Origin of the sequence: Dethiothermospora halolimnae, assembly GCF_037577855.1 — a bacterium.
GTDB classification, from domain to species: domain Bacteria; phylum Bacillota; class Clostridia; order Tissierellales; family VENL01; genus Dethiothermospora; species Dethiothermospora halolimnae.
Window position 1 is genome coordinate 14,178 of the sequence record NZ_JBAKFX010000022.1, and the last position, 14,360, is coordinate 28,537.

11 protein-coding genes are annotated in these 14,360 nt (G+C 28.9%); 2 read left to right on the forward strand and 9 right to left on the reverse strand.

The annotated features are described in order from the left end of the window. Positions 1-63 precede the first annotated feature (63 nt). The 6 genes from V6137_RS10385 to V6137_RS10410 form a co-directional block, all read right to left on the reverse strand. A complete protein-coding gene (locus tag V6137_RS10385; protein ID WP_425447860.1) occupies positions 64-1,407 on the reverse strand; it encodes a restriction endonuclease subunit S in 1,344 nt (447 codons plus the stop codon). Continuing rightward, positions 1,400-2,794, reverse strand: coding sequence for a class I SAM-dependent methyltransferase (locus tag V6137_RS10390; protein ID WP_425447861.1), 1,395 nt, complete (start codon positions 2,792-2,794; stop codon positions 1,400-1,402). Before V6137_RS10390 ends, V6137_RS10385 begins: the two co-directional genes overlap by 8 nt. Then, entirely contained in the window at positions 2,785-3,087 is a 303-nt protein-coding gene (locus V6137_RS10395; protein ID WP_425447862.1) for a hypothetical protein, read from the reverse strand. Before V6137_RS10395 ends, V6137_RS10390 begins: the two co-directional genes overlap by 10 nt. A 358-nt stretch (positions 3,088-3,445) precedes the next feature. Beyond that, on the reverse strand, positions 3,446-5,392 hold the full coding sequence (locus V6137_RS10400) for a response regulator (protein WP_425447863.1): 1,947 nt from the start codon (positions 5,390-5,392) through the stop codon (positions 3,446-3,448). Between the two features lie 208 nt (positions 5,393-5,600). After that, on the reverse strand, positions 5,601-8,234 hold the full coding sequence (locus V6137_RS10405) for a hypothetical protein (RefSeq protein ID WP_425447864.1): 2,634 nt from the start codon (positions 8,232-8,234) through the stop codon (positions 5,601-5,603). A gap of 190 nt (positions 8,235-8,424) precedes the next feature. Beyond that, the gene (locus V6137_RS10410; RefSeq protein WP_425447893.1) at positions 8,425-8,958 is read right to left on the reverse strand and encodes an N-6 DNA methylase; all 534 of its coding nucleotides are present in this window, start codon (positions 8,956-8,958) and stop codon (positions 8,425-8,427) included. Between the two features lie 168 nt (positions 8,959-9,126). Here V6137_RS10410 and V6137_RS10415 point away from each other — a divergent pair, with 168 nt between their 5' ends. After that, a complete protein-coding gene (locus V6137_RS10415) occupies positions 9,127-9,909 on the forward strand; it encodes a CPBP family glutamic-type intramembrane protease (RefSeq protein ID WP_425447865.1) in 783 nt (260 codons plus the stop codon). Between the two features lie 44 nt (positions 9,910-9,953). Continuing rightward, complete coding sequence (locus tag V6137_RS10420) at positions 9,954-10,571, forward strand: MBL fold metallo-hydrolase (RefSeq protein WP_425447866.1); 618 nt, start codon at positions 9,954-9,956, stop codon at positions 10,569-10,571. Positions 10,572-10,692: 121 nt separating this feature from the next. Here the strand turns inward: V6137_RS10420 and V6137_RS10425 are convergent, their stop codons facing one another. The 3 genes from V6137_RS10425 to V6137_RS10435 all read right to left on the reverse strand — a co-directional run bounded on the left by V6137_RS10425 (position 10,693) and on the right by V6137_RS10435 (position 14,237). After that, the gene (locus V6137_RS10425; protein WP_425447867.1) at positions 10,693-11,463 is read right to left on the reverse strand and encodes a nucleotidyltransferase domain-containing protein; all 771 of its coding nucleotides are present in this window, start codon (positions 11,461-11,463) and stop codon (positions 10,693-10,695) included. Next, positions 11,414-11,977: a hypothetical protein gene (locus V6137_RS10430; RefSeq protein WP_425447868.1), complete on the reverse strand. Its 564-nt coding sequence runs from the start codon at positions 11,975-11,977 to the stop codon at positions 11,414-11,416. The genes V6137_RS10425 and V6137_RS10430 overlap by 50 nt, the downstream gene beginning before the upstream one ends. Positions 11,978-12,233: 256 nt before the next feature. Next, on the reverse strand, positions 12,234-14,237 hold the full coding sequence (locus tag V6137_RS10435; protein ID WP_425447869.1) for an oxidoreductase: 2,004 nt from the start codon (positions 14,235-14,237) through the stop codon (positions 12,234-12,236). Positions 14,238-14,360: the final 123 nt, after the last annotated feature.

Here is a 14,360-nt window from a genome sequence, read left to right on the forward strand (position 1 = left end):
GGTAGGTTTATTTGTATATTCTATGGTATATGGCATTAAAGTCGGACAGGGCATGCCCTGTCCCTACAGATGACATAAATCCATTACAAATCTATCTACTTTATCCTTTATATTCTCTAAACTTAACTCTTCCTTTATCTTTAAAATCTTATCTACTATTTCCCTCTGCTTTTCTAATGAAGGGACTGGTATATCTATGTTTTTTATTGAATCCATTTTTATAATGGTTTGTACAGTTCCTGTTAGTTTTAAGTTGATCTGTTGTTGGGCATATTTAGTTTTAAGGTATAGAGTTAGATACTCTGGTAATAGTTTTTCCTTAGTTTGTATAGTAAACAGGTGTTGATTTACTATGGCACCTTCTAGGGTTTTAGGTATCATATTTGTCTTCCTTATATTGCCACCATGTCTTGGTATTACTATATCTTTATGCTGTAGAAACCTTTCCTTAGCTATGGTGTCAGTGGCTTCTTTACATTTTAGTTTTTCTAAATGATTATCTTTAATAAACAAAGTATCTTCTTCTAAATCTTGGGTCCTTATATAGGGTATTGTTTCAGTAAAGTACTGGTTTTTAATTGGTTCATTAATGGTATTTTTAAAGGCTACTAGATCTCCTAGCTTTTGGGTTGGTACCTTCCATTGGGTGTTTTTATTATTTAATGAAAAGTAATATTTTGTGTCTAGTCTATTTCCTAATTTATTATAGGGTATTGTTAGATAGTTATCATCTTTCCTGTCTTCTGGACTATGGGCCTTTACCATTTCTTCATTAAATATAGTATCTGTTATTTCTCCTAGGGTTTTATTTTTAATATTTCTTTTACTCCATTTTTCATATAGTTCCTTTGCCTGGTTTTCTTTATCATTATCTATACTATTTAAAGGAAGTTTGTAGTCCTTTAGCTTTTTTAGTGATAGATTTGGGATGGCGCTGCCGCTGGCCATTAAGCCTAGTTCCTCTATTACTGTTGGATGACTAATGATAAAGTATAGTAACTCTGGGGATATGTTTTTAGGGGTTAGTACTGCTATTGCATTTGTTACTATATATTTATCATATTTATCCGGTACTATGGCTATAGCTCCCCTATCTGGTCTTACTTTTGATAATAATATATCTCCCTTTGTTGCCACTAATTTAGCCCTAGTTGGAAACTCATTTGGTTTTATATACTCTACATCTTCTAGCATCTTGGTTTCTGGGTTTATTGCTTTTACTTCTATATATGGGTATTCCCTATCTTCATTAAAGGTTAGTTTACTTACCTTCAATTTATTAATGGATGCATATTCCGCTAAGGGAATTCTATTGGTATCATTAACTTTTAAAGTGAAGTTTAATGAATCCACTGTCCATTCTCTATTACTTAATGTGTTGTAGGGTAGTATATTATTTTTAACCAATATTATCTCCCCCATTTATCCATTTTTCAAACTCATCTATTACTTTTTTTTCATCATCAAGGTTTTCAATTTTACCGGCGAAGAAGTTTTTAGGTGTATCTAAGTTATCTCTTTTTTTCTGGAGAATAAGTACACTTAGTTTTGTTCCTGAGTATGGTCTTAATACATGGGGTGGTAGACTTATGATTCCCTTTATAAATGTTTTATTCTGTATTAAGTCCCGGGTTATTTGACTTTTGGATGATGATAGTATCCCTTCTGGCACTATTGATATAATATGTCCTTGTTCCTTTGTTAATCTAATGGCCTTTTCTATAAATAGCTCTGAGTAATCTATTCTTTTTCGCTTACCATTTTTAGTTATATCATAGTCTTTATATTTATCCTGTAGGGTAGTTGGTCCCATTGGGGGTTCTATAAATGTTAGGTCATATTTTTCCCCTTCATCATAAAGTAGAGTATCAGTATTTTCTATGTCTATATCATTATGGCCACTTATGATGGTAACGATCTTTGATAGTTGGCTTATTTCTTTATTTATTTCTAAACCTAAGTATTTTTCTCCAATGCTTTCTTTCTTTATTTCCATTAATATAAATGCCAGCCCCGATGATAAGTCTAATATTTTTCCTTTAGTTATATTTATACTTTTTATTATTTTCTTTATAATATCTATAAGATTTCTAGTGGTTGTATACATTCCTATATCCTTTGTATTAGCCCTTTCAAGTACTGATATAAATACTTTAGGATATATGTCAGACTTAGGTGGTAAATTCTTTAGTTCATTTATTATTTTAAAAAGGTAATCTTCTTTTATTTCATATTCATTGAAATTTAGATTATAATGTTCCTTTGTCTCTTTTAATAGCTTAATTAGATCAGATGGTTTGATATTATTCCATTTATTAAGTTCCCCTTTATCTTTTAAATAGGTTCTTATTAATAATGTATCTAATATTAATTCCATGGTTGTAAAGGGTCTAATGGCTGTGCTTATATCATTTAATAATGATAATATCTTAGTTTCTATATCTTCTTTTTTTATTAGATAAGGGAATTCGCTTTCAAACTTAGGTTCCTTTATGGGTAACATGGTCTTTGAATCATACCAGTATTTACTTTTTTCCTTATCATCGATAATCAATAGGGAGTAATTGGTCTTATTTTCTTTAGCTTTACTTGATAGTACCTTTTGTACTCCTATTCCAGCTTCCTTTGTTATACATGCTGAAACCTCTGGTACTTTATCCCCCTCTTTAACAATTGTATATCCTACTAATGTAAATAGGTTTTCCTTTTCCCTACTGGTACTTTCTATTATTGTGATTCCTAGTTCTTTGAGATATTTTTCAGTGGATTTTATTGTATTTTCCTTTATGCACATGTTAATTTTTCCTCCTCTGTTTCTTCATTATCTATAACTGGATTATATGTCATCAATTTTTGAAGGTATAGATTTTCTTTTTCTTGGGCTTTCCCTAGTTTATATGTAGATTCATCGATTTTTTCCACCGATAGTACTCCATGATTTTTTATTCCCGGCATTTCTTCTACTAGTTTTAATACCTCTAAAGATGTGGTTTCCCCCTGTACTTGGATGTACCTAGCCACACTTATTTCATTTCTATGTCCCACATGACCGTATTTGCAAATAGCCTTCCAAAAACTTATTTTCACCTTAACCCACTCCTTGTTTTTTATTTTTATTGTTTCACTGTCGTGTTATTGATTTTATTATATGCTTTTATTTTTAATTTGTCAAGGGTGTGTTTAAATTTTATTTTATTTTCATGTGTGTGTTTTATTTTAATTCGATTTATTTAGTTGAGTTAAATATTGTTGCTACTTGATATTTTATGGCATTAAAACCGCTCTAGGCATGCCTAGCCCCTACGTATATTTTGCTTCCTATATATCCTTAATTTCCACACAATTTCTTATAAATATCTAACTTCATATCAAAGAAGCCCCCTTTTAAAATTATAATTTTAAAAGGGGGCTTCTTTATCCTTATATTTTATTCTTATACTGGTCTTCAAAAATCATTTGACCAAAATTCAATCTTTTTCATTAGCTTTTTGAAGTCAATAGGTTTAGTTATGTAATCATCCATTCCAGCATTTAAGTATTTTTCTTTTTCATCTTCAAAACCACGGGCAGTACATCCAATAATGGGGATATCTTTTATACCTTTTGTTTTCATACTTCGTATCTCTCTTGTAACCTCTATACCATCCATCATAGGCATCTGAACATCCATTAATATAAGATTAAACTTTTCTTTTCGTAATTTTTCAATAGCCCTATAACCATTTTCTACTATTGATATATTCATACCTTTCTCGGTTAAATATGTTTTTATTAGTTTCTGACTTATAAAGTCGTCTTCTACTAATAAAACCTTGGTATTAAGGCTGCTTACGTTATCTGTATTAGTATTATTTGTGGATTTGTTTTCTGAAATATTTGAATTTTTCTTGCTGTTTTTGACCACCACTTGAAAGTAAAAGGTAGTACCTATACCCTCTTGACTATCTAACCATATTTCTCCACCCATTAGCTTTACCAATTCCTTAGAAATGGTGAGGCCTAGTCCTGTGCCTTTTTGTTTTTTAGAATAACCATACTCTATTTGCTTAAAACTGTTAAATATTATATCCTGTTTCTCCCGTGGTATTCCTATGCCAGTATCTTTTACAGAAAATATTAACTTAGTTTTTTCTAGGTCTATTTTTTCGCTCTTTACACTTACCTTAATAAATCCTTCCTTTGTAAATTTAATAGCATTACTTATAAGATTAAATAGTACTTCCTTTATTTTCAAGTTATCTCCTATAACTTCCTTTGGGATATCTAAAGTATAGTCAAGCTTTGCTGTTAGATTTTTTTCCTTAATGTGAATTTTGAATATATCTAGGGTTTCCTTTACTTCCTTAATTAAGTTAAAGCTTTCTTCCTTTATATTAATATTTCCTGACTTTAATTTGGAGTAATTCAATATACTATTAAGTAGATCATTTAAAGTCTCTGTGGTTTTCTTTGCAATAGTTAATGATTCTATTCTTTCCTTTTCATCATTACTATTCTTAGCCAAATCTATCATTCCAATAATTCCACTTATTGGTGTTCTTATTTCATGACTCATATTTATTAAAAGCTTATTTTTTAAGTTATTAGATATTTCTGCTTCTTTTTGCTTTCTTATATCCTTATAAAGTACATATGCCCCCATATGTTTTTTATTGAAGTATATGGGAAAGACTATTAAATCCACAAATATAACATTATTATATTTGTCCACCCTTTTAATGTTCTCCTTTATTAATCCTTTTCCATTAATATATGCTATTTGATCTTGAAGATTATATTCTTCGTTATTTAAATATATAGTGTCCCTTAACTTGTTTCCAATTATTTCATCTTTTTTGTATTTAAATAGTTTTTCAAAATTATGGTTTATATCTACTATTTTATTATTATCATTAATTTTACAAATGGCATAGGAGGAGTTGTTAGTTAATGTATTTAAAAAATCATTGTCCAGTTCATAATTAGCCATATCTTTTATAGTAGAACACAAATATTTTTTATATTCATATTTCATTGTAAAAGTTTCTACTTCAACATGCTTTATTTCCCCACTGGATATTTTATGTTTAAAGTAAAACATCTTTTCTTTTCCATCCATGACATCATCCATTTTTTCCTTTATTTCATTATTATTTAAAGTATTTAAATTATAAACTGTCATGTTACATAATTCTTCCCTTTCATAGCCATAAAAAGATACCGCTTGTTTATTTGCATCAATGATCCTGCCCGTAACTGGATCAATAATTAAAATCACATCACTATTTTTTTCAAATAGGACTTTATATAAAGGACTACCTTCTCTCTCAGTGACTAAAAACCCCCTATATAAAGGGTTATATTCTCTGTTAGCACCTCTATATGTACTAATATCTGTCAATTCACTTACCATAGTAGACATAAACCTCCTTTATATTATTTTAAATGTCAAATTTTATAATATGTCCTTTTTATCTATTATACCATAAAACCATGTATTTTAAACGAAAATTTTGTAGAAATGTTCATTTATTTCACGTTTTATAGAATATTCATTTCTTCTTAAATATAAAAAACTATCTATAATGACTCTAGATAGTTTTTATATTTACCTTAAATTTTTATGCTAGCTGAATTCTTCCCCTATTATCAATGGTGATCTTTTTAAAATCACGAACTGTACTAGGCATTTTTTTATAGTATTTACTCTTTGTACCCCATAGTATTCCAGTGCTAGTCAAATATTCATATACTTTTGATTCCTCTAAATCACCGTTATATTCATATTTTAAAATATAATACAAAAGATCTTCAAAGTTTTCTATTTCACTCTCTTCTCTAACTACTATAACCCTATCATATCTATAATCGCCCCCGTGTCTAAAAACACTTTTAAATCCATTTTCCTCTAAAATAGCTTTTATCAAATAGGCATTCCATTTGTAGTTAATTTTTGGTAAACTTCCTTCATAATCCTTTAAATTGCTTAAGGAAATATATTCTTTTCCCTTCATTTTATCTAATATATATTGACATGTTGATACTGTCACTTCTTTAGAAAGATTAAATTTATCCTTTGGTAATATTTCATTCTTGGAAATACGTATATATTCTTTATTTTTTATAAGATTGTCTATAAAGTTACGAGACATAAAAGATTTGTAGCCATAGTCCATTATAAAATCTCTCATCTCATTTCTAAAAGTTACATCTCTATATTTATGTATGAGAACATCTTTAAAACTATGGAATTTAGAACTTTCATCACATATAAAATTCCCCCGACCTTTTAAGTTCTTAAATTCATATCTTAAAATAGCATTAAGTTTTTTATAATTATCTATTTTATTTACATTTAAAAAATTTTTCAATTCATCATCAAATAACATTTCTTTAAGTACAACTTGTCCTGTGGTAAATCCCTGGGTCATGACCCTATATAATAAATTTCTTATTTTGTTTATAATCTTCTGGTTTATTTGTATATTTTCAACCAAAATAACTTCATTATTTCCCCATAATAATATTGAATCAGATACCGAAATCACATTATTAAACTTATATTGCTTCCCCCCTAATAATTTTTTAACTTCTTCTTTAGAGGCTATCCCATCTCTTTTTTTCAAATAATGAATAACTTTATCTTCTAGGGTGAGTTTTTTAGTAATATCTGCTCTAAATATATTTAAACTATTTCGATGTCCTATATTATATTTACCACCTAAATGATATCTGATAAGGGAATATAAAGCTCTTTTATCTTTAATGTCATATTGAATAAGTACATCTTTAAATTTTAAAAAAACTTCTTTTATATTGATTACTTTTCGTTTTTCAAACTCTTTATCTATATATTCAGATGCCTGGTCTATAATTGACTTATCATAGTAAAAATTGTTTATGTGACAAAATGTTCGAGGCCCTACCAGTATAATATTGTCTATATCCCTTAACCTTGCATCAATAACTTTTGTGTTTTCAATTAACTTGTAGTTAAATATTTTTTTGCACATTCTACATATGAAAATCATGCTACTATCGTCCATCTTAATAGGTTTTTTAATATAATCCCTAAGTAAGACTTCTAACATTTCTACACGAGATACTTTTTTATTTGAGAAATATCTTCCATATGCTCTATAACCAAAGTAATTAAAAACCCTTTCTATTTTCTCTATACCTAAACAATCCTTATGTATTGTACTTAATATTGACCTAATATTGTTAATATGATCCTCTAACAAAAACATACTTGGTAAAGATAATATATATTTTTTCATTCTATCAATCTGGGGCTGAATCATCTTAAAATATATAATGTCAAGGGGTTCAAAATAGGATATCCATTCTATATTATTTCTCTTAATGATATTTGAAATAATCTTATTATTCTCTCCCAGAATTTTTTCTAATTCACTTATAAATACCACTTGTTTATCATTGGTGAATAACCTAAAACTTTCAATAAATTTGCTTTCATAAAAACTATCTATAATATTATCTACTGTATTATTTTTAACTAACCTAACACCTTCTGTACTCAAATCCATATCTCTAGAAGTCTCTCTCAAAGTTAAATTATCAATAAATATTGAATTTAAAATATGTTTTTCCTTTTCCCCTAAACTCCCTATTACACTATTGCTTATGTCTTTTGGAGATTTTAACATATTTAATAATTGAATACCCCTATCTAAGTTTTCAACATCTTCTAAATTTTTTATATTTTCTTTTCCCAACACTTCTTTATAGTTTTTCCCTTGGATCTCATGGAAATAATAGTCCCCTTCATAATAGGGTATTTTAAGAATACTAAATACTTGTTGAATTTTAAAATCTTTAATGCTCTTATATATTTCATCATTTAAAGAAATTACATCATTATTATATTTATTTATTTTTTTTACAATAGGCTTTATGATAGAAAGAATTTTATCCCTTACATTTTTTAATCTAGTCTCCCCCACTCCCTTAACTTGAAAAAACTCTTGTAACTGTTGTTGGCTGATATCACTAATATTTTTTATATTACTATCATTACAGAATTTTCTAAATTTATTAAATTTATCTCCATTAAAAGCATCCTTTATAGTAATCTGTTCTAATTTATTATGGATTAATTTCTGGATGTTTTTATTTACTTTTTTTTCATCATTTATATTATCTTCAGATATCCATCTTGAAACCTTTATACATTCAATCATAAAATCACCTTTTTTTCTAAAATTTATATCATATTTATTTTTATTCTTCAAATAATGTCTTTTTCCTTCATTGTTTCCAATATTTTTATATTAAATGTGAATTTGATGATTAAATTGTGGAATAAATAGAACAAAAATAATCTAAAACTTCTAGTTCCCGTTTCTATTCCTTCTAATAGGGTTTTACCCTTTGGCTTTCTTAGTTCTTCAAGTTTTCTTTTATCGGCTTGAACTCCCCTTCTTATTTTTCTAATACATCCTTTAGTTTAATCATATCCCCAAATTCTTTTTTAATAGCTTCCATCTTTAGATATTCAAATCCATTTAGATCCCAATTATGTCTTTCTATTTCCTCAATGGTTATAAACTGGCTAAATTCTCCCTTATGCTTACCATTTTTATAGGTATCTACTATAGTATTTATCATTTCACCTGTGATATATTTATCCCTGCCATCTTCTTTAAACATTTCCTTTCCCTTTATTAGTTGCACTTTATTTTTCCTTTCCTTTTCTTTATTGTTATTAAATATCATTCTATATTTTTGGTTATTTCCAACTTCTATCTTTGGTAATGCTATGATTTCACCTAATATATCATCCTTTAACACAGCTTTTCTAATATCCGATGTATTGGCTCTGTATAAAACACTTTTAGATACCACTACTGCTGCTTTTCCGTCTTCTTCTAGAGAACCTATTATATGCTGTATATATGCCCAATCTGCTGATATGGGTTGTATTTTTTTCCTTTCTAAAATATCTTTGAAAAGAATCCTCTATAAATGGTCCTATTAGAAGTCCTTCTGTGGATTCCCCTGAAAAATCTTATACTTTGTGAACATTTTAAAGACTTAAACGTATTACATAGTGAAGGCATTATATTAAACCTTACTATAAATATAGACAGTCTCTTATTTATCTAATTTTAAAGGAGGAGTATCATGACTAAGAACTTAAAGTTAATCTGTATATTCTTAACATTTATGCTTCTATTTATTGTAAACCAATTACTTCCTAATAATATAAGAAGTCCACAGGCATATACAGCGAGATTGTTGTTTATTTGTTTCGTTACTATATCAGTTATCACTATTTATATAATAATAAAGACAAAAAAACTTAAAAAGAAGGATATCTTTGTAGCAATTTTATTCGGCATTCTTTCTGGAATGAAGTCACCTTTTATGGGGGTTACAACTATAGTTGCATATATAGGCTCATCATGTATATTAAAATATATCCATGTTAATGTTCCAATTTTTAAAGATAAGACATTTAAAGGTATTATCAAATCAGCTATAATTGCTACTATTTGTGGGTGTCTTTTAGGTATGATAAACTTGTTATTAGGAATGAAGAGTTCTAATATATCGGTTTCATTTTCTATTGTACATCTAATAAATGCTCTACAAGCCGGTATCACTGAGGAAATAGCTTATCGCTTGTTTCCCTTTGCAATATGCGTATATTTTTTAAAGGATAATCCTAAAACAAAATTCCAAAGTGTTCTCTGTTACTTTATTATGACTGTACCCCATGTTTTAATGCACTTTCCCGATATGATAGCAACAAATGGTATTGGAAGTATAATAATGAGTGTGGTAGTTTTAACTTTATTATTTGGATTACCCTTTGCTCTATTACTACGAAAAAGAGATTTATTCTCTGCTATTGCAGCACATACTTTAGTAGATGTAATTAGATTTACTGTTCTAGGTATATAGGATTTATATATTTTTTATTATTTAATTTATTAGGAGATGCTTCTATGATAAGTTCTAATTTAGATTTACATATACAATACATTGGAAACTCAGGATTTTATATAACCGATGATAATAACCATATATACATTGACTATCCCTATACCTCTGGATCCTATGGGTATATGGAGTATGACCCTAATCTTATTAATCATAATAATAAATCTATTTGTTTTATAACCCATAGCCATAGGGATCATTGGAACAGAAGGGAGTTTAATAAGTATAGTTGGAAGATATTCGGTCCAAGGGATATTACTTTTTTTATGAAGAGATTTAAAATATTGAAAGCTAAAGATTTAAAATCAATTGGCATAGAAATGAAGGTTATTAAAACCCCTCATAAATACTGTATTTTTCATAATACTTTGTTATTTAAATGGAAAGATATCACTTTTTATGTTTCTGGGGATACAACAGATATTAGTCATTTAGTCGATTTAGAAGATATAGATATAGCTTTTGTTAATCCTTGGATTCTAAAGGAGCTTAATAGGCAAGGTAAGTGTTTTAAAGCAAAGCATGTTATTTTGTGTCATTTGAGAGATGAAGATCTGGAGAAGGATTTTTTTATTGATAAAAATTATATTGTTATGAAACAATATGATGTTTTGAATTTTTAGGGAGAATTTAAAAGTTTATTTTTTTGTTATGCTTTTTGGAGAATCTTAGCCTTATGATTATATTCCGGACTGGGCATGCCCAGTCCCTACATTTCATCTTAACACCTATTTAATTTTCATTTTAACTCCAAGTCTCTTTTAAAGTATCCCTAAATAGCCTATCTAAAGCTTCTATATTATGATTTCTATTAATTTGTAAAGCCTTAACATATCTATTAAAATAATCTATCTTGTCATCTATAAATTCATTAATGGTTTCTATGGGACTTTCATTCCCTATTATTTTTCCCTGCTTCTTTCTTATAAGAAGGCTATTAATCTCATCAATAATATTTTTGTCAAGGTCTAATGAATCCATTAATTTTTCAAATAACATAGGAGGTTGAGTCCCATGTTTTTCTACCCACATACATGCCATTATTGAACGTAATATATATAGGTATTTTTTTGTTTTTCCAGTATCTTTTTTTATGTATTCCTTATAGTTTCCTTCTGCCATATGCAAATAATGATATATACAGGACTTTGATTGAAAGTACTCATTTGTTAGTAATTTCAATTTATCTATAAAGCTTGTTCTCTGCATATAAATTATTGGGGAACTTAGCCACTCCAATAGTGATGGGTTTGATTTACTGTATAATCTTAGGGTCTTTCTTATATCCCAACCACTTATGTCTAATAAATCTTCTATTGGTGGTTCTATAACGTCTTTCTTCTCTAATATTGATAGGTACCACTCTGATTTATGGATATATATAAACCTAATGTCATAGTCACTATCAGGTGATTTAAAACCCCATCCCCTACTACCGGCTTCAACGGCATATAATATTTTTATATTATGATTTTTCTCTATTTTCTTTAGTTTCTTTATTATTTTTTCCGTCATATGTAATCTCCTTTATAAAGCTAGTGAAATTCTCTTGTATATTTAATATACAGTCATTGATGTCCCTAGGGTTAGTAACTTCATCTAGATCTATTTTATCTAATAAAGGGATAGGACCTATATGGTCTAGATCTTCCATAATAAGATCCCATGGCTTTATGTTTTTTTCTAATAAAACTATATTATAGCTTCTATATTTATTAATTATATCATAATCAATATCCTTTATTGATAAACCTGTTTCTTTAGATATATTTTCTAGCTTATCCCTTTTAATGTTCTTAGGTGAAATCACTAAATTTAGTTTTACTAATTTATCCCTTAATTCCAATCCATCGGGATAATAAAAGACTTCTTTACTATTTTCTAAATTGATAAATAGTTTATATCTAAATGATAGATTATCTTTACTATATCTATACTCTTTAGTGTAACACCAAGAATAACAGTTTAAATAATAATCAAAATTGTCATCTAGGATTTGCCATTTGTCTGGCTTATTGTATTCTTTCATTTTCTATATCCCCCGCTTTATATTATTTCTAATTTTTATGTGGAATTGATTATATCAAAGAATTTTTAATAACTGACACCATAGTAGCTTGTCTAGTTTATACATAATAAATGTATATTATTATTGTTGGGGGATTATTACTGGTATATAAAAATAGCAATAATAGAGATAACCATCATTTCTTAAAAAATGATGGTTATTTCTATTATTACTTAACCTATAAAGTTCCATATTATTTCACAAACTTAAATCTTAACTATATACCCCTTGCTACTTCATATGAATCCCATATTGCATGCATAATATTTTTAACTTTTCTTGCATCCCCTAGAAGATAAACATCTCCTATTTCTTTTTCTAACTCTTTATATAATTCTCTTTGAGGTTTATAACCTACTGCCATTACTACTGTATCAGCTTTTAATGATATCTCTCCTTCTTTAGTTTCTATTAATACTCCCTCATTATTTATTGATTTAACAGTAGTGTTCGTTTTTATATCGACCCCATCATAATTAAGTAGGTCCTTAAGCATATCATAATTCATAAATGGCATACTATGGGGACCCCCTAATATTTCAGAAGAAGCTTCTATAACTGTCACTTTTTTTCCCTTTTGTCTAAGCCAAAGAGCTGTTTCACAACCTACAAGTCCTGCTCCTATGACTATTATTTCATCCCCAGCTTTATCTTCATCTAATAATACATCACTTGCTGTTAACACATTATTATCATTAATACCTGGTATATCTAAAATTATCGGAGTAGAACCAGTTGCAACTATCACTGTATCTGGGTTTTCATTTAACACTATATCCTTATTTACCTTTGCATTTAAGTTTATTTCTATATCTAGATCTGTTAATTGCTTTTCATACCATTTTACAAGGGCTCTATCATCTTCCTTAAAATCAGGTACTCCCCCTGGTATAATGTTGCCTCCTAACTTATATCCCTTTTCATAAATGTTAACATTATGTCCCTTTATGGCACATACTCTAGCTGCCTCCATACCTGCAAGGCCTCCACCTATAATCATAACTTTCTTTTTATTAATGGCTGGTTCAATTCCATAGACTTTCTCCCTTCCTGCCGAAGGATTAACTGCACAGGATAGGTTTCCTCCTTCTCCTATTCTTCCCATACATCCATCATGACATGAAAGACATGGTCTAATATCTTCAAGATTATTTTGTCTAATTTTTTTAGGAACATATGGATCTGCTAAAAGAGCTCTACCAAGGGACAGAGCATCGGTCTTTCCTTCTTCTATTGCCCTAGATGCTAAATCTGGATTTTCCATCCTTCCTGCTGCTAATACTGGTACATTTACAACCTTTTTTAATTCTTCAGTAAGATGTAAGTACATCCCTTTTTCAAAATACATAGGTGGATGATTCCAATACCACGAATCGTATGTACCTGCATCTGCATTAAAGGCATCATATCCTGCTTCTTCAAGTATTTTTGCAGCCTCTAACCCTTCATCAAGGTCACGACCAAGTTCTTTGAAATCTTCATCAGGAAGTCCCCCTTGATTTATTCCCTTGATATAACTTTTAACACTATATCTTAATGAAACAGGAAAATCTTCTCCACATGTATTTTTTATAGCTTCTACTATTTCTGTTGTAAATCTTAATCTTCCCTTAAGATCTCCCCCATATTTATCTGTTCTGTTATTAAATAATGATATTGCAAACTGGTCAAGAAGGTAGCCCTCATGAACTGCATGAATCTCTACTCCATCAAAACCTGCCATTTTGGCAACCATTGCAGCTTCTGCAAACTTTTTAACATATGCTTCCACTTCTTTAGTAGTAAGCTCTCTACATTTAATTCTAGGATCCCATTTATTTTCTATTGGTGATGGTGCTACAGCTTCACCCTCAAGTACTATGGGTAAAGCAACACGACCAAATCCTGCTGTTAACTGTAAAAATATCTTTGAATCGTATGCATGTACCCTTTCTGTCATTATCCTTCCAGTTTTTATAAAGTTTGCTGGATTTAGTGTAGGACAAGGCATAGATGGCATGGCACACTTTTCTATTTCATTTTCCACATAACATATGCCAGTCATTATAAGTCCTGTTCCCCCTTTTGCCCTTTCTACATAATAATCTATAGCCTTTTGATTAAAGGCTCCATCCTTCTCACAAAGTCCCGCTGGTCCCATTGGAGCCATAGTAAATTTGTTTTTTATTTCACAATTACCAATTGAAAAAGGTGCAAAAAGATTTGAATACTTTTCTTTCATTTTAAATAACCCCCTTTTAATTTCTAAACATTTCACAGAACGTATTCGGTGAATAAGTTCATTATATCTTTTTGTTATTTTTATGTCAAACTTCTTTAATAAATTTATCAGAATTATATTCTA